Genomic DNA, 17,809 nt, shown 5'->3' on the forward strand with positions numbered 1-17,809 from the left:
ACCTGTTATAGTTACCTCTCCTGTTAATCCCTCACATGTTGTGTTTGCCGAAATAGTAGCCGTGGGTAAAAGATTTACTATTAAATTGAAGGTGGTTGTACTATATTGAGCAGGGTTTGCATTACTTTCCATTCGTACATAAATCACTTGATTTGGACCACCGACATATGCAGTGACAGGAGTTGCAAAATTATTTCCTGCATCAGCACCTGCCTGATCAAGGTGATAAGTTATTGTAAAGTCTGTTGAAGACAAGCCTCCTAAAACTGATGCATCTTGAATTGTTAAATCAAAAGTTTCAACACCATCATTAGAAGCATCATCACAAACTATTAAATCAGGTGGCATGGTTGCTTGACAAGGAACAACTACAGCATCAAATTGTGTAATTTTAACACAATTAGTAAATAAATCTTTAACAGCTACGAAAAAAGTTGTTACAGGAGCAGTAGTAGTTACAGAACTTGAAATAGGTATCCCATCAGGATCAAGAGCTTCTGCAAGAGAATCAAAAAACACTAAGTCATATTGAAAAGGATCCAAGCCATTTAAAATAGTTGAAGTATTCTCACTTAAATCAAAATTATTATCACAACTTATCAAATCATTTGGGGAATCATTAATTATGAAATCGGGTTGATATTCTACAACAATACAATCTTCTTGCTGACAACCAGCACCACCAGGATTGTTTGCTCTGACACAATAAGTACCAGGGGCACTAACAGCAAGAGTAGGACCTGTTTCTGAAGTAAGTATAACTGGACCACTTCCATCATTAAAAGTCCACTCAAAACTATAATTAGCAGGATTTAAACCAGTATCCAAAACTCTAATTTCATCTGGACAAGGAGCTAAGCCATTTGCAATGGTCATATCACTGTCTTCAATACCTACTCCAACAGGATAAGTTAAATTAGCCGTTCCAACATTAAAACTTCCTGCTTCAATAAAAACTGCTGAATCATATGCTGTATCCTGATAATCTCCAATTGCCAATTTGATACTATAAGGGTTATTTGGTATTACATTAGCCATAGCTGTCATCTGAACAGTGTATCCTCTCATATTCATTACTGTTGAAGCTACCGGAATACTTGGATTAAAAGTATCAAAAAAAGTAGGATTTACAGAAGGACAAGTTGCATTGTAGGCAGTGTCCCTAATATTTGTAACAGAAACAGGAGTAGTTGTCCCTGGTATAACTGCTAAATTTGTTGAAACACCAGTTGTTAAATCAGTAAGAATAAATGCAAAAACATCTGAAAATCCGCATTGAAAAGTTCCATATTCGTTTGAAGCAAAAATAAAATTAAAACTAAAATTATCTGTTAAAGGTGTAAAGTTAAATTTCACAAAAGTAACATCATTAATAGTCCCTGGATTACCATTAGCTTGACTTATTGCCAAGAGTTCAGCATCGCTATTACTTGAACAAATAGAGCTAATATTTGAATCTGTAAATTGACCAGCTGAATTTGTAACTTGTCCACATCTTAATATCATTCCACCAGCAAAATCAAAATTTGATCCTGTATATCCAAAACTCCCAACACCACAAAGACCTTGTGTTTGAAAATTAGACACTTGAGCACAAGAGGAATTAATCAAAATATCTTCAACAATATGTTGAACTGAATTTGTTGATGTATTTGCTGGATTTACTGTTATTCCTTGTGAAAAACCTAAATAAGCAGAAAATAACAGTAATAATATTGTAATTTTTTTCATAATAAAAGGGAATTATTCTTGAAAAATTGTTTGATTTAAAAAACCAAATATAATCAAAGAATGCAAATAAGTTTACTAAATTTGCAAAAAAAATAACTATACAATGCAAAATATCACTATAAAAACTACATCTAATAAAAATATTGTCAAATTTGAATTAGAGGATTTTATCACAAAAAACCAAAGTTTTGAATATAAGAATATTGATGAAACTAGCACATCTCCTTTGGCTAAGCAACTGTTTTATCTTCCTTTTGTAAAAACCATATATATTTCTGGAAACTTTATTGCTATTGAAAAATATTCAATTGTGGAATGGGAAGATGTACAAGATGAAGTAGCAGAACAAATTCAAGATTATATAACAAATGGTGGTGAGATAGTTGCACTTAACGAAAGCAACAACAAGAAAATTCCTGTTAGCATTTACGCGGAAACAACTCCTAACCCAAATGTAATGAAGTTTGTAAGCAATACTTTATTGACAAAAACTGCTTTGGAGTGTAAAAATATTGATGAAACTAAAGCTTCACCTTTAGCTAAAGAATTATTCCGATTTCCATATGTAAAAGAAATTTTCTTTGATGAAAATTACATTTCAATTACAAAATATGAAATTAAAGAATGGGAAGAAATAACACTTGAACTTCGCACCTTTATTAAGGAATACATTGAAACTGGAAATACAATTATTGATGAAAGTTTGATAACAAAAACCGAAACGCATCAAAAACAGCAAGAAGCATATTTTGACAAGCTTGATGTTACATCACAACAAATAATTAACATCCTTGAAGAATATGTAAAACCTGCTGTTCAAAGTGATGGTGGAAACATCATGTTTGATTCTTTTGACGAAAAAGAAAAACGTGTGAAAGTAATTTTACAAGGTGCTTGTAGCGGTTGTCCTTCTTCGACTTTTACATTAAAAAATGGAATTGAAAATATGTTGAAAGACATGTTAAAAGATGAAGCTATTATTGTGGAAGCTATCAATGCTTAAATCTTAAATTATTTATGATAAAAAAAGAGCCAATTTTCATTGGCTCTTTTTTATTACTTTATTTCTTTTTATTAGCATATTCGTTGAACTCTTTGAATAACTCTATTAAGTTCATTGTTGCTTTTATTAAATCATTCGTTTCTAATAATAATCCAAAGTATAATTTACTGTTTTTTGGACTATTTTCTGTAGTTCTAATTCTTTCAATTTGTTTTTGAATTAAATCAGAAATTCTACTTAAAACATCTTCTTTACTAGCTAATACTTTATCAATATTCACAAAATCTTTGTTTTCAAAGATACTTTCAATGTCTTTGAACAATTCTAAAATATGCAATTCAACACTTTTTAAATCTCTAGTTTGATTAAACTTCAATTGTTTGTGATTGTTATCAATGTGTGAATGACTATTTAATGCAATATAACTTAAAGACTGTGTCATATCTTGTAAATAACCTAATATTAAAATATAGAATTTACTTGCTTCAACAGAAGTTTCATCTAGGTTTTTAATAAAATAATATACATTGCTTTTTAATTCATCGACTTGTTTTTCAAGTTTCTTAATTGATTTTTTATTATCCTTTAAAGTTGGTAAATCTTGCAGACTTAGTCCACTGATAACACCACTATAAATTCCATTTGATTTTTTTACAATGTTTGCAATTTGGTCTGAACTTTCATTAATTACTTCGTGAATTGTAACAATATCTTCACGTTTTAAACTTTTCATTAACTCTTCTTCTTTTACTTTCTTTTTATGCAATTGGTTACTTCTATAAAAGAAAATAGCAACAATAATCATAAAAGCAAAGAATGCAAAAGCTTCACCAATATATAATAAGTAAGCAATAATTCCAGAAGCAATAAATGCAGCGATAGCTGTTAAAAACCAACCACCAATTACATTTAATACACCAGCAATTCTATAAACTGCACTTTCTCTATCCCAAGCTCTATCTGCAAAAGATGTACCCATTGCAACCATAAAAGTAACATATGTTGTAGAAAGCGGCAATTTCATTGAAGTTCCAATAGAGATCAAAACTGCAGCCACAATTAAGTTTACAGAAGCTCTCACCATATCAAACATTGGTTGTTCACTTCTTTTTCCTTTATATTCGGGCAAAATGAATTGTTGGTCAATCTTAAACTGAACAGATTTAGGCAAAATAAAGTTAATTGCATTTCCGATATACATTGAACCTCTTACAATTTGTCTCGATAATGTATTAGCACTATATTTTTCTGAACCTTCACCTTGACGAGATAAATTTTGCTCAGTTTCCAAAACATTTTTAGCCTTTTTAGAAGTCCAAAGTGTGAAAACCATTATTGAACCTGCTAATGCAAGAAAAATAAATGGTGCTGGTAAATTTTCTCCTTCTAAACCTACCATCATGAAATCTTTTGCACCTAATGTTTGTCCTGCAACTGAATACATCTCATAAGATTGAAAAGCTGCAATTGGAACACCAATAAAGTTTACTAAATCGTTTCCTGCAAAAGCAAGAGCTAAACCAAATGTTCCTACAATAATGATAAGTTTAAAAATATTATATTTAATAACAGTCATTACTATTTGCGAAACTATTGTCCAAAAGATAAAACAGTATCCAATAATCATTAATTGGTTAGCTTTAATAAAATCTTTTGTTTCACTTGAAATGAATGTAACAGATTTTAAACCTTTAATTAAGATGAAAAATGAAATTGCAGTTAATGCTATTCCTCCAAAAATTGCTCCAAAATACTTGTATCTTTTATCTACATGGAATGTGAATAATAACCTTGAAATATATTGCACAATAGAACCAAGTGCAAAAGACAACAATACTGATAAAAGTATACTATAAACAATCTCTGAAGCTTTTTTAGTGTTTATATAAGAACCTAATGTATCAAAATCTCCATCTGAAAAATAAATTTTTGATATTGCTATAAAAACAGATGCTCCTAATAATGAAAAGATAATAGAAACAGTTGTAGATGTTGGCAATCCTAAAGTATTAAACACATCAAGCAATAATACATCTGTTATCATTACTGCAAGGAAAATCATTATGACATCATTGAAACTAAACATACTTGGTGTAAAAATTCCACTTCGGGCAATTTCCATCATACCGTTTGAATATAAAGCTCCAATTGCAACTCCAATACTCGCAACAATCATTATCGTTTTAAATGATACTGCTTTTGATCCTATGGCAGAATTTAAAAAATTTACTGCATCATTACTTACTCCAACCATTAAATCAATAGTAGCTAAAAGGGCTAAAGCAATAAGCATTATAACGTAAACCTGTTCCATCTTTTATTTAATTATTTGTTTTTTAAATTTTTGCAAAATTCTATTTAATTATCGACTAATATGTTAATTTAATGTTATCAAATATACTAAAAATGTAAGTCCATTTGCAATCTCCACATAATTTCATCACTAGCATTTTCAACACCTAGATAACTTACATCTGATTGAATTTTTAATTTATGACCTACAATGTATTTTGAAACACCAAAAGTAAACTGTTTTTTTAAATTTTTTCCTGTAATTACTTTATCTAGTTTAAGCTGTGTAAATCTTGTAGCAATTTCATAATTATTCTTAAACAAATACCCTGTTTGTAAATTATAAGATTGACCTACATGAACTACATCACCTGTTAAAGTACCATCTGAATTTTTTGCTATTGGATCAGAAGCTTTTCTGTCTGCAAATTCTCCCATAAAAGAAAATCCTCTGTATTTAAACATCGCATCTACAAATAGCGTTTTAATGTTTGTTTCATAAAACCCTAAATCCGTAAACATCCAATTTCCTTGATTACTTTTAGTTTTAACAGCGTTGTTATTAAAATCATACGTTGAAGCTACAGATAATTTAGGTGTAATTTCTCTTTTTAAATCACCTCCAGAATAATCTCCATCTTTAGTAAATTCTCCGAAAGGTAAAAATTCAATTCTTGTAGTATATTGATGACCTCCTAAATTTCCTGTAGTAACATTTCGTCCTTCACCTTGAGAAATAGCAAATTTTTGCCTGATTAAAAATTCTTTACCTATTGTAAAATGATTTCTCAATTGAATTCCCATATCTCTATCAATATTAAATTCTCCATTCAATAAAGAACGATCAACTAACTGCATGTTTCCAGAAGAAATAACACGCTCCACATTTCCAGGTAATTTAGTTTGACCAGCCCATAATTCTAAATTCTTATAGAAATTCCACATAATTACGGCATCATAAACATATCTTGGTGTATTACCTGTAAATTCAGAACCTCCTGAAATATCAGTATTAGATAATCCTATTTCCATTTTATAAGTCAACTTTGGAGAATAAGCAAAACCATTGAATTTCAATCTTGATCTTCTTAATAAAAAATCTTGAGAAGGATTAGTAAGTTTATCATCAACAACATCCCATGCTGAAGTAGAAAGAATTTGCATTCTTGCAGAGAAATTCATACTCCAAGTACTGTCTTTTCCAACAATGTTTAGAATTCCTTTTCCGAAGTTTGTAGTTTTGATGTTGTTTTCTTGAGAATAAACTAAAGTAGTGAATAGCAAAAAAAGATTTGCTATCAAAAGATAATTTTTCATGTTGTGTTGTAAGTTTTTGTCGCAGCAAAGAACTTACTTCAATGTTAACAGAATGTTACCAAAAGATAATGATAACATTAAAAAAAGCTGCCTGGCCAAGGCAGCTATTTCAAGAAATAAGTTGACAAAAACTTTACATCTCATGAAATGTCTTAAGACTGTCGCAAATATCATTATTGTTTATTATCTAAATGTAAACTCGAAGTTACTAATTCATTAAAACAGCATATACTATTAATTGACTTGATATTAACTTAATTTTTTTGTAAATTTAGATTTTACTAATTTAAATTTAAACAAAATGGCAGTATTAAAAGTTATAGAAGTTCTATCAAGTTCAGAGAAAAGTTGGGAAGATGCTACTAAAAATGCCGTGGCTCATGCTGGTAAATCATTAAAAAACATTCGCTCTGTTTATGTAAAAGAGCAGAGTGCTTCAATCAAAGATAATCAAGTTCATGAATTTAGAGTGAATGTAAAAATCACATTTGAAGTAGAATAATTCTTTGCAAAACTATAAATAGCCCTTTAATTAGGGCTTTTTTTATTGTAAAAACCACACAATTGTTAAACCTTTATTAATAATCAAAATAACCATGCCATAGATTTGAAATACCTTTTTTGAAATTCTATCTTTGTTAAAAATTAAAAACATATGTCTGAGAAAGAAATTACCACCTATTTTGAATACATCAAAAATTACGTTTTAGAATATTCTCCCAAATTAATATCGGCAATACTTATTTTATTTATTGGTCTTTGGGCTACAAGTATTATCACTAAACTGATAAAAAGGTTAATGCGAAAACGAGAAATCGAAGCTACTTTGATTTTGTTTATTGGAAACCTTGTGTTTTGGGCATTGCGTATTTTGGTATTGGTAACAGTAATTACCCAATTAGGAATAGGTACAAGTTCTTTTGTTGCTATTTTAGGTGCTGCTGGTTTGGCAGTTGGTTTGGCACTACAAGGTTCACTTTCTAACTTTGCTGGTGGCGTTTTGATAATTTTACTAAAACCTTTTAGAGTTGGAGATGTAATTGAAGCTCAAGGTTTAGTGGGTACAGTAAAAGAGATTAAAATGTTTTCTACTTATATTACTTTACCTGAAAATAAACTAGCGATTATTCCAAATGCAGCTTTATCGAATGATAAGATTATAAACTTTACTGTAAATGGAAATTTACGTGTTGATATTGAAATTGGTGTTGATTATGGTTCAAACTTCAAACAAGTTAAAGAAGTTGTGTTCAACATATTAAACAATCATCCTTTGATTTTAAAAGAACCCGCTCCGAGTGTTTTTGTAAAGACTTTAAATAACAGTTCAGTTGATTTTGCCATAAGACCATGGTCAACAGCGGCAGATTATTGGACAGTTAGAGCAGAAGTAATAGAATCATGTAAATTAGCCTTTGATGAAGCTGGAATTGAAATTCCTTATCCACATCAGGTTGAAATCAGAAAAGTTGTAAAAGAAAATTAATTATTTATTCAACATAAAATCTTTCAAATAAAAAGGTTCAAAATAAGCGACATCTACAAAGTCGCTTTTTTTGTACTTTTCAAACGACAAAAAACTCATCTCATTTGCTGAAGGGTAAACTACATCTTCATGAAAAATAAATTTATCATCAGTTAGCACTCCTTTAAATTTGGCAATTCCGTCTCCTACTAAATGAATTTTAGTATCTATTTCTGAATAAGAATTAGCATCTATTATTTCGGCTTCAACTTTTCTCATTTTAGTATATTCTACATCAAAAATAGTAGAGTACACTTCCATTCTTCTTGCATCTAGCATTGGAATAATTACACCTTCAGAAACAGAAATTTTTCTTGCTAACAATTCTAATGTATCAATAGCAATCATTGGAATATTCAAAGCATAACAAAGTCCTTTTGCAGAAGAAACTCCAATTCGCAAACCAGTATAAGAACCAGGTCCTTGACTAATTGCTACTGCATTCAGATTGTTGTAGGTGAAATTTTTTTCCTTCAGCAACTCATCAATAAAAACATGAAGTTTTTCTGCGTGAGAAAAGTTTTGTTCTGCAATTTCTTTACAAGCAATTGTCTTTCCATCTTTAGCTAATGAAACCGAACAATTTTTTGTAGCTGTTTCTATGTTTAAAAGTAATGCCATAATTTTTATTTCAATGCAAAAATACAATCTTTTGAACACAATAAAAGTAAATTATATAAACAAAAAAAAGACACTCCCGTTAAGAAATGCCTTTTGGATGGTTATAAAACTTTATTTATTTTTTATCTTTTTTGTCGTTTTCATTTTCTAAACGAACCTTATCATTTGACATTAAGTCTTTTGAAACAGTTGTGTATGGTCCAACAATAATTTCTTCACCAGGTTTTAATCCTGAAATAATTTCGATGTTCGTATCATCTTGAATTCCAGTTTTAATAACTCTAAGTTTTGCTTTATCTCCAACTTTTACAAAAACACATTCAAATTTTTGATCTGATTTTGGAGCTGTTCCTTTTTTCTCTTGCTCTTCTTTTTCCAATTCAGCCACAATATCTTTTTTCACTGAAGTAGTATCGTCTTTGATAACAACTGCACTAATTGGCACAGCAATTACATCTTTGTTTGTTTTTGTAATGATATCAACCGTAGCAGTCATTCCAGGTCTAAATGGAGAATAATTATCTGGTTTGTCTTTTAATAAATCTTGGTAAGAGTCTTTTTCAATTCTCACTTTTACTTTAAAATTTGTTACTTGATCCGCTGTTAGAGCAGAACTTGCAGAATTTGAAATACTTGTAACAGTTCCTTTAAATTTTCTTTTTAAATAAGCATCCACTTCAATATCCGCTTTATCTCCAATACTTACTTTAACGATATCATTTTCATTTACATCTACTTCAACTTCCATGTTGTTAAGATTCGCAATACGTAGTATTTCAGTACCAGTCATTTGTTGTGTCCCTAAAACTCTTTCACCTAATTCGATAGAAAGTAAAGAAATTGTTCCATCAGCAGGAGCATAAATTGTAGTTCTTCCTAAGTTATCTCTTGCTTCAGTTAATGTAGCACTTGCACTTTGTACATTGTAATAAGCTGATTGTTTTGCTGCTACTGCTACTTCATAAGAAGAAACAATTTTATCCCATTCCGATTTAGAAATTACTCCTTTATCAAACAATGTTTTATTTCTATCATAATTTGCTTTTGCTTCTTTAACTTGAGCTTCTGCTTGTGTTAAACCAGCTCTTGAATTAGATACTGTTGCAGCTGTTCTATTTACACCAGAAACATAAATATCTGGATTTATTTTTACCAATAAATCTCCTTTTTTAACTTGTTGTCCTTCTTTAACAGGCAAATCAATAACTTCTCCAGAAACTTCAGATGAAATTTTAACTTCAACTTCTGGTTGAATTTTTCCTGTTGCAGAAACAGTTTCAACAATTGTCATTTTATTTGCTTTGGCAACTTCTACAATTTTAGTATCATCGTTTCCTCCTTTTCCAAAGATCATTATTCCAGCAACAACTGCTACAATTATTCCTAATACTATAAAAATGGTTTTTTTTGACATGATTTATTGTTTTTTTATTAATGGTATTCCAAAATAGAACTCTAAAATTTTAGTTCTAAAAATGTAATCGTATTTAGTTCTTAATACTTCTGACTGTGCGTTGTCTAAAGCAATAGATGATTGAGAAAAATCAAAGGTATTTAATAAACCTACTTCATATCTCTCTTTAGAAAATCCAAATGCTTGTTTGCGAGCTTCTAATGTTTTTTGTGCAGCTTCATAGCTTTTTTTTGCGTTAATTACATCATTGTAAGCTTGATAAACATTACTTTCTAAATCTAATTCTGCTTGTTGCAATTGATATTCTGTACGTTCTTGATTTATTTTTGCTCTTTGGACTCTACCTCTAGTTGCAAAACCATTTAAAATTGGTACATTTAATTGCAATCCAATAGCTGTACCATCAAATAGTGATAATTGATCTGCAAAATTAAAAGGAGTACTTTCTGACCAACGCGTATTGTATCCTACAAAACCTGATAATGTTGGCAAATAAGAAGAACGAGAAATAGACAAATCTTTTTTAGCTATATCAACATTTGAAAGTGCAACTTTAATATCATTAACAGATTCTTTTGCTTTTACTAAAATAGTTTGAGGTGTTTCATTACTCAAATCTGTTAAAGGAATATCAATAACTTCATCAGAAATATCAAATGTTGCATAATCTTCAATCAATAACATTTGACAAAGAGCAATTTTAGAAATTAAAAGTGTATTTTCGGTACTAATAATTTGCTGTTGTTGAGTAGCGTCTGTTGCTTGAAGTTCAAAAATATCTCCAGCAGGCAATGAACCAGCATCTATTAATTGTTGTGTTCTCTTTAAATTATCTTTAGTAATTGAGTTTTGGCTAATTAAAACTTTCAATTGTTCTTTATTGAATAAAATTTGTAAATAAGAATTTGCTACAGAAAGTGCAATATCGTCTTTCATCTTATCTAAACGATACGTATTTGCTATTTGGTTTAATTTACTTCTTTGTAATGTTTTCCAATTTGCTAAACCATTGAATAAAGTTATATTGGAATTTGCAGCCGCAGAAAAAGACTTAAATGTTTGATTTTGAAATTGATTTGTTACTGGGTTAATACTTGCTCCAGTATTCATACTATAATTTGCATTAGCATTTAAAGTTGGTAAAAAACCACCAATAGCTTCCATTTTTTCAACATCTGACGTTTTTAAATCCAACTCAGATTGTTTGATAGAAATATTGTTTTTAATAGCATAATCCAAACATTCTTCAAGTGTCCATTTTTTATCTTGTGCTGAAACTTGGATTCCAACAAACAAGAGAAAAAGTATAATTTTTTTTGTTATCATTTTGTATTAATTACATTCTGAATTCTCCTATAAGACCAAATTTTTCATAAAATGTTACACGAAACAATTAAAATTTTATTTTTACATCAAAATATTACTTTTCTATGAAATACTTCGTTGGTTTATTAGCTATACTTTTTATTGTTTCCTTTTTAGCATCTTGTGCTACCACAAAAAAAATTGAAGCTTTAAAGCCTTTACCTTCAGATGACACTCCAATGGTTTATAAAAACAAAACATCTTTTATTGCTTTACCTGTTGAAATTTCAGTTAGTGAAATAGAGAATCAATTGAATAAAAATTTATCAGGTTTGATTTATGAAGACAATAATTTGGAAGACGACAAAACCGAAATGAAGATTTGGAAAACTGGTAAAATAAAGCTAACCGAAAAAAATGGTGTAATTACTTCTGAAATTCCGTTGAAAATTTGGTCAAAATTCAAATATGGAACAGAATATTTAGGCTTGAATGATACTCGTCAAATTAATTTAGATGGAACTATTATTTTAGAAAGTAAAGCCCATTTAGTAAACTGGAAATTAACAACAAGTTCCAAAATAAAAGATTTCAATTGGAATGAAAGTCCGAGTATTTTAGTAGCTGGAAAAAAAATTCCGATTACTTATATCATCAATCCAACCTTGTCTATTTTTAAATCCAAAGTTTCAAAAATGATTGACGATGCTATTGACAAATCGTGCGATTTTAAACCACAAGTTTTGGAAACTTTAGGAGTTATAAGCAAACCTTTTTTGAGCAGCACTGCTTATGAAACTTGGTTTAAACTGATTCCAATAGAACTTTATGTAACAGATGCTTTATTGAAAAACGGAAAAATCACGATGGACATGGGTTTAAAATGTGATATGCAAACGATGGTTGGAATGGAACCTAAATACACTTATGATGCTACTAAAATTGCTCTAAAACCTGTTTCAAAAATGCCAGAAAAAGTTACAGTTTCAGTAGCAGCTGTTTCAACCTATCAAAGTGCTTCTAAAATAATTACTAAAAACTTCAAAGGACAAGAATTTGCTTCTGGAAGTAGAAAAGTGACCGTTCAAAATGTAGAAATTTGGCAAAAAGACAAAAAAATAATTATTGCTTTAAGTTTAACTGGAAGTTTAAATGGAACTATTTATTTATCGGGTTATCCTAATTTCAATGCACTTTCAAAAGAAATTTATTTTGATGAATTGAATTATGTTTTAGACACCAAAAATGTTTTATTAAAATCTGCTAATTGGTTATTGCAAGGAACAGTTTTAAATAAAATTAAAGAAAGTTGTCGTTATTCTATTCAGGAAAATTTAGATGAAGGCAAAAAGAACATGGAACCTTATTTGAATAATTATTCTCCAATGAAAGGTGTTTTTGTCAATGGTTCTTTGGATGATTTTAATTTTGAAAAAGTAGAATTAACCAACAAAGCCATCATCGCATTCATCACAACATCAGGAAAAATGAATATTAAAATTGATGGTTTAGAATAAATTATTTACTTCTTCGAATACTTCAATTTATAAACGGCAAAACCCACTAAAGCGACCAATATATAAGGAATTACCATTAAAAACACAATTCCATCATTAACTGCTTCTGCTTGAACAGTGTTTTCGTTACTTTCTAAAGCTGCTCTACACATGGCACACTGAGCACGAGACACAAGAGGAAAGAAGCAAGAAGCAAGAAGTATGAAGAGTGTTATTGTTAGTCTAACTTTCTTTTCTCTTTGTTCTATTCTCTTTGTTCTATTTTCTTTAATTAGCATAATAAGGAGAAATCATTAAATAAACCACAACTCCTGTAACAGCAACATATAACCAAATTGGGAAAGTGATTTTAGCGATTTTTTTATGTTTGTCAAATCGTTGTGCTAAAGCTCTCACATAAGTTATCAAAACTAAAGGAATAATCACAACAGATAATACGATATGGGAAATTAAAATTGGATAGTAAATAAATCCTAAATCACCACCATATTTTGTAGAATCTGAAGTCATGTGATAAGCTACATACATTACTAAAAACAAAACCGAACAAAGAATGGCCAATTTCATTAATCGTTCATGTAAGTCTCTTTTACCGTTTTTAACAGCTATAACTGCAGTCACTAACAAAACTGCTGTAAAACCATTTATAGTAGCGTAAATTGGAGGTAAAAAAGTAAGAGGTTCTACATCAAAACCCATTTTAGGTAAATTCACACCAAATAATATAGCAACTGCTACAGGTATTATGATTGATAAAGCAATAATTAGTTTATTGTACTTCGTTTCAATATTATTTTCCATTTATTTCTTTGTTCTATTTTCTTATTCTTCTAAAAGCTTCTTAATATCTTCTTTGATGGCTTTAATTCCTGCAGGTTCTAAACCATCATAATATAAAATTGGATTATTTTGCGAATCTCTTCTACATCTAATCTTTCCTTCTTTATCCACTAATGCAAATAATCCTGAATGTTCAAAACCACCATTAACTTCTGCGTTTTCTCCAGCGTATAAATTAAAACCCTTTAGAGCTAAATTATATATATATTTCTTATCACCTGTTAAAAAATGCCAGTTGTAATGCTTTGCTCCTAATATCTTAGCGTGTTGTTTTAAAACTTCTGAAGTATCATGTTCTGGGTCAATTGTTATAGAAGCAATACCAAAATCTGGTTTACCATAAAATTCTTCTTGAATGCCAAGCATATTTTGATTCATAATTGGACAAATTGTTGGACAAGTTGTAAAGAAAAATTCCACTACATATACTTTTCCTAAATAGTCTTTATCAGTTATCGTTTTATTATTTTGATCTGTTAAAGAAAATGCTGGAACAGGACCAATTTCAACCAAATCTGATTTTTGAAACTTAGCAATAATTTTGGGAACAGCCCAAATTCCAAAAATTAAAATAATGAATGAAATTCCGATGTATGATTTATTCTTCATTAGATTTTTCTTTTATTATTGCGTTTCAAAGCCAAACGATATTCCGCTAAAATTATTTTCACATCATCGCTCATGTTGTTGTGTAAATCAGCTGCTGAAATTGTATTGTATCCTTCTTTATATTCTTCTTCACCTTTTAAATCTTTTCCTTTTCTACCTCTAAGGTTCAAATCTTTATCAATAATATAAACATTTGTTGTTCCAATGGCTGGATTTAAATTCTCAGTAAGTTGTAAACTTTTATAGAAATTAGAAATAGAATCGTGAGAAGAAAAAACAAAGTTCCAACCTGACAAATCAGAAATAGTTCCCAATTCTTTAATTATCGATTGAATATCTTTTTCGGTTCCTTTTGGGGCAACCATAACGATTTGAAAATCTTTAAATTCTTTGTTCTTGTTATAAATTTTTTGATTTAGGTTGAATAGATTTCCTTTTTCAGTAAGAACATCATCTCCTAAAAACCCAAGAATTGTAATTTTTTCTTTTAGTTGAACTTTATGTTTTGATAGTGAATTCCAATTTGGAAGTTCATTAACATTTTTAGTAATCGTTGGTAAGTTAACAAACTGGTTTACACCTGTAGCAAAAAACATATAAACAACTAAAGGCAGTATAAAAAGTATGATTAAAATTATTTTCTTTCCCATTGAAGATGTTTTTTTTGAAGAGTACAAAGATAAAAAAATCCCGATGTTTATCGGGATTTAATTTATATTTTAAAATGTTAAAAATTCCATTTTATTGTACCATTTTTAAAAACGTCGTAGATGTAATCTCCTTCAACTAGTAATATAAAACATAAATATAAAACTAAAAATACTAATGGAGCAACAATAGATGTTCTCAAGCTTTTCTTTTCTCCTTCTAAGTGCATAAATGCCCAAACAATATAATAAGCTTTAACAATTGTAAGAATAATGAACAACCAGTTCAATAAATTCATTCTTAAAAAGTTAGTTTTGAATAAGAAATCGGGTCTTACAATACCAAAAGCAACTTCAATAATTGTTATAACAGAAAGTAGTCCAAATACAAACCAAATTCTTTTACTGTTAGATTCGTGTGCGTGTGCCATAATTACTATGCTTTATTTTTTATTATACTAAATAGAAGAATGTGAATACAAATACCCAAACTAAATCTACAAAGTGCCAATACAATCCTACTTTTTCAACCATTTCATAGCTTCCTCTTCTTTCGTATGTTCCTAATAAAACATTAAAGAAAATAATGATATTGATTAATACTCCAGTAAATACGTGGAAACCGTGAAAACCAGTAATAAAGAAAAAGAAATTAGCGAATAATTTTTGACCATATTCATTTCTAATTAAGTTAGCTCCTTCAACTACATAATGAGCTGATGCTAATCTTTTCATAGATTCTTCTCTTGAAAGAACTACTTTATGTTTATCAACAATTTGTTCTGTTCTAACTAGAATATCTGGGTTATTTTTAAAACCTTCAACAACTTCATTAACTGAATAAGTTGGCAAAGAACCTTCTGACATAAACCAAGTACCTTTACTTCTAGTTAATTCTTGCCTTTCTTCTGGTAAATGTGCCGCAAAATCTGCTAATGCAACTCTTTCACCTTCTTTATTTACGAATTGTAAAATTGAGCCTCCTTTAGTTTCAATTGCTCCAAACTCACCTTTGATGAAATTTTTCCATTCCCAAGCTTGAGATCCTAAGAATATAAAACCACCAACAATAGTTAAAAGCATGTAAAAGGCAACTTTACCTTTATTTAACTGATGACCTGCATCTACTGCCAATACCATTGTTACAGAAGAGAAAATCAAAATAAATGTCATCAATGCCACATAATACATAGGAGCTTCTACTCCATGCATAAATGGAAAGTGAGTAAAAACTTCGTCTGCAATAGGCCAAGTTTCTATGAATTTAAATCTCGAAAAACCATAAGCGGCAAGAAATCCTGAAAATGTTAATGCATCTGAAACGATGAAAAACCACATCATCATTTTACCATAGGTTGCTCCCATTGGTCCTGGTCCTCCGTCTAAAGCGTGTTCATGTGAAGTAACTGTTGCTTCCATAAATTAATTTATTGTTAAAAAAGTGCTCAAATTTATTGTTTTTTTTCTATTTGTAAAAGTAGAAAAATAAAAACAGATAAATCCATATAAAATCCATAAAGTGCCAATACATTGCACTAAGCTCAATACCAAGGGTTTGAGAGGGATTGTATTTTTGTTTAAAATGATTATAAATTACGATTAATAATGAAATAATTCCTCCTAAAAGATGAGCTATATGTACAATTACTGCAATATACAAAAATGAAGTAGTAACATTACTCTCACTTCCTGTAAAAAAATACCCATTTTCTACAACTTGAGAAAAACCTTTAAATTGTAACATTATAAATGTTACCCCTAAAGCTAAAGTTGATAAGAGCAAAATTGTAGTTAATTGTCTGTTGTTTACTTTCATAGCTTTATTAGCTCCATAAAAAGTCAAACTACTTATCAATATTACAATTGTGCTATAAATAAAAGCACTTGGCAATTGAAAATCTTTCAACCAATCTGGTCTTGATTTACTAACTACATAAGCACTTGATAATCCTGCGAAAATCATAAAAATACTAATCATTCCAAAAAGCAACAACATTTTGTATGTTTTGCCTTTTCTTAATTCTTGTTCTTCTATTGTTATCATAATCTAAATTTTAAAAAAACTTATCAATTACATAAATAATTTGTAACAAAGTTATATATGAAACACTAACAAGCATCAATTTTCTTGCTGCTTGAGCGTCCATTTTATTGTATAATTTAAAAGCATAAAACAACATCCACAATCCTAGTACAAAAATTATAACTGCACTAACAATTGAAATATGAAATTTTCCTGTAAAACCAAAAACTGGAATTAACGATGCTAATATGGTCCAGATTGTATAAAGTATAACCTGCAAGGCTGTTTTCTTATCTCTTTTACCAGTTGGAAGCATAAAAAATCCAGCTTTTTTATAATCATCAAATAAAAACCAACCGATTGCCCAAAAATGAGGAAATTGCCAAAAAAATTGAATAATAAAAAGAGTTCCTGCTTCTATACCAAAAGTTCCTGTTGCTGCAACCCAACCTAACATATAAGGAATTGCACCCGGAAAAGCTCCAACAAAGACTGATAAAGGTGTAATTGTTTTTAATGGAGTATATAAACTTACATACATAAAAATGGAAATAGCACCAAAAAGAGCCGTTTTTTCATTTACAGAATATAATATTGCTAATCCTAAAACCGTTAAAACACAACCTAAGATAAAGGCATTTTGTTTTGAAATTAAACCCGCTGGCAAAGGACGATTTTTAGTTCTATCCATTAAAGCATCTAAATCTTTTTCAATAATTTGATTGAAAACATTAGAAGCACCAACCATACAGTACCCACCAATTGATAAAAGTCCTAAAACTTTAAACGCATCAACATTCCATTGATCAACTCCTAAAGCATATCCTGCCAAAGTTGAAAACATTACACTAATGGTCAAACGAGCTTTTGTAATTGCCGTAAAAACACTAAATAATGAAGGTTTAGTAACAGATGAATTAGACGAACTCAAAATAAAGTTTTTAGGATTTTTAAATCGAGTGCAA

General features: G+C 29.5%; 18 protein-coding genes. 4 read left to right on the forward strand and 14 right to left on the reverse strand.

What is annotated here, in order from left to right:
* A partial coding sequence (locus tag ACFO3U_RS04575; RefSeq protein ID WP_379738558.1) for a choice-of-anchor L domain-containing protein occupies positions 1–1,731 on the reverse strand: 1,731 nt, incomplete at its 3' end.
* A gap of 103 nt (positions 1,732–1,834) precedes the next feature.
* On the opposite strand from ACFO3U_RS04575, the gene ACFO3U_RS04580 reads away from it, so the two are divergent.
* Complete coding sequence (locus ACFO3U_RS04580; protein WP_379738559.1) at positions 1,835–2,734, forward strand: NifU family protein; 900 nt, start codon at positions 1,835–1,837, stop codon at positions 2,732–2,734.
* A 58-nt stretch (positions 2,735–2,792) separates the two neighbouring features.
* On the opposite strand, the gene ACFO3U_RS04585 is transcribed toward ACFO3U_RS04580, so the two are convergent.
* On the reverse strand, positions 2,793–5,048 hold the full coding sequence (locus ACFO3U_RS04585) for an inorganic phosphate transporter (RefSeq protein ID WP_379738560.1): 2,256 nt from the start codon (positions 5,046–5,048) through the stop codon (positions 2,793–2,795).
* 86 nt (positions 5,049–5,134) lie between these two features.
* Positions 5,135–6,343, reverse strand: coding sequence for a porin (locus ACFO3U_RS04590; RefSeq protein ID WP_379738561.1), 1,209 nt, complete (start codon positions 6,341–6,343; stop codon positions 5,135–5,137).
* A gap of 301 nt (positions 6,344–6,644) precedes the next feature.
* Here ACFO3U_RS04590 and ACFO3U_RS04595 point away from each other — a divergent pair, with 301 nt between their 5' ends.
* Together ACFO3U_RS04595 and ACFO3U_RS04600 are read left to right on the forward strand one after the other, a co-directional pair.
* The gene (locus ACFO3U_RS04595; RefSeq protein WP_379738562.1) at positions 6,645–6,845 is read left to right on the forward strand and encodes a dodecin family protein; all 201 of its coding nucleotides are present in this window, start codon (positions 6,645–6,647) and stop codon (positions 6,843–6,845) included.
* A 153-nt stretch (positions 6,846–6,998) separates the two neighbouring features.
* The gene (locus ACFO3U_RS04600) at positions 6,999–7,829 is read left to right on the forward strand and encodes a mechanosensitive ion channel family protein (RefSeq protein WP_379738563.1); all 831 of its coding nucleotides are present in this window, start codon (positions 6,999–7,001) and stop codon (positions 7,827–7,829) included.
* On the opposite strand, the gene tsaB is transcribed toward ACFO3U_RS04600, so the two are convergent.
* From tsaB to ACFO3U_RS04615, 3 genes are all read right to left on the reverse strand, one after another.
* On the reverse strand, positions 7,830–8,489 hold the full coding sequence (tsaB, locus tag ACFO3U_RS04605; RefSeq protein ID WP_379738564.1) for a tRNA (adenosine(37)-N6)-threonylcarbamoyltransferase complex dimerization subunit type 1 TsaB: 660 nt from the start codon (positions 8,487–8,489) through the stop codon (positions 7,830–7,832).
* A gap of 115 nt (positions 8,490–8,604) precedes the next feature.
* Positions 8,605–9,903: an efflux RND transporter periplasmic adaptor subunit gene (locus tag ACFO3U_RS04610; protein ID WP_379738565.1), complete on the reverse strand. Its 1,299-nt coding sequence runs from the start codon at positions 9,901–9,903 to the stop codon at positions 8,605–8,607.
* 3 nt (positions 9,904–9,906) lie between these two features.
* On the reverse strand, positions 9,907–11,229 hold the full coding sequence (locus tag ACFO3U_RS04615; RefSeq protein ID WP_379738566.1) for a TolC family protein: 1,323 nt from the start codon (positions 11,227–11,229) through the stop codon (positions 9,907–9,909).
* Between the two features lie 104 nt (positions 11,230–11,333).
* Between ACFO3U_RS04615 and ACFO3U_RS04620 the strand changes: the two genes are divergently transcribed.
* The gene (locus ACFO3U_RS04620) at positions 11,334–12,725 is read left to right on the forward strand and encodes a DUF4403 family protein (protein ID WP_379738567.1); all 1,392 of its coding nucleotides are present in this window, start codon (positions 11,334–11,336) and stop codon (positions 12,723–12,725) included.
* 5 nt (positions 12,726–12,730) lie between these two features.
* On the opposite strand, the gene ACFO3U_RS04625 is transcribed toward ACFO3U_RS04620, so the two are convergent.
* The 8 genes from ACFO3U_RS04625 to cyoE all read right to left on the reverse strand — a co-directional run bounded on the left by ACFO3U_RS04625 (position 12,731) and on the right by cyoE (position 17,775).
* Positions 12,731–13,003 carry a hypothetical protein gene (locus tag ACFO3U_RS04625; protein WP_379738568.1) on the reverse strand — a complete coding sequence of 91 codons (273 nt, stop codon included), beginning with the start codon at positions 13,001–13,003 and terminating at the stop codon, positions 12,731–12,733.
* Positions 12,993–13,526, reverse strand: a complete 534-nt coding sequence (locus tag ACFO3U_RS04630) for a DUF420 domain-containing protein (protein WP_379738569.1) — start codon at positions 13,524–13,526, stop codon at positions 12,993–12,995. The genes ACFO3U_RS04625 and ACFO3U_RS04630 overlap by 11 nt, the downstream gene beginning before the upstream one ends.
* A gap of 21 nt (positions 13,527–13,547) precedes the next feature.
* Positions 13,548–14,174: an SCO family protein gene (locus tag ACFO3U_RS04635; protein WP_379738570.1), complete on the reverse strand. Its 627-nt coding sequence runs from the start codon at positions 14,172–14,174 to the stop codon at positions 13,548–13,550.
* Positions 14,174–14,824, reverse strand: coding sequence for a hypothetical protein (locus tag ACFO3U_RS04640; protein WP_379738571.1), 651 nt, complete (start codon positions 14,822–14,824; stop codon positions 14,174–14,176). Before ACFO3U_RS04640 ends, ACFO3U_RS04635 begins: the two co-directional genes overlap by 1 nt.
* A gap of 77 nt (positions 14,825–14,901) precedes the next feature.
* Positions 14,902–15,252 (reverse strand): cytochrome C oxidase subunit IV family protein, encoded by a 351-nt coding sequence (locus ACFO3U_RS04645; RefSeq protein ID WP_379738572.1) that lies wholly within the window; start codon positions 15,250–15,252, stop codon positions 14,902–14,904.
* Between the two features lie 22 nt (positions 15,253–15,274).
* Positions 15,275–16,240, reverse strand: a complete 966-nt coding sequence (locus ACFO3U_RS04650; RefSeq protein ID WP_379738573.1) for a cytochrome c oxidase subunit 3 — start codon at positions 16,238–16,240, stop codon at positions 15,275–15,277.
* Between the two features lie 46 nt (positions 16,241–16,286).
* On the reverse strand, positions 16,287–16,865 hold the full coding sequence (locus ACFO3U_RS04655) for a cytochrome c oxidase subunit 3 (protein WP_379738574.1): 579 nt from the start codon (positions 16,863–16,865) through the stop codon (positions 16,287–16,289).
* 10 nt (positions 16,866–16,875) lie between these two features.
* On the reverse strand, positions 16,876–17,775 hold the full coding sequence (cyoE, locus tag ACFO3U_RS04660) for a heme o synthase (protein WP_379738575.1): 900 nt from the start codon (positions 17,773–17,775) through the stop codon (positions 16,876–16,878).
* Positions 17,776–17,809: the final 34 nt, after the last annotated feature.

This window comes from Flavobacterium ponti, assembly GCF_042652765.1.
GTDB classification, from domain to species: Bacteria; Bacteroidota; Bacteroidia; order Flavobacteriales; family Flavobacteriaceae; genus Flavobacterium; species Flavobacterium ponti.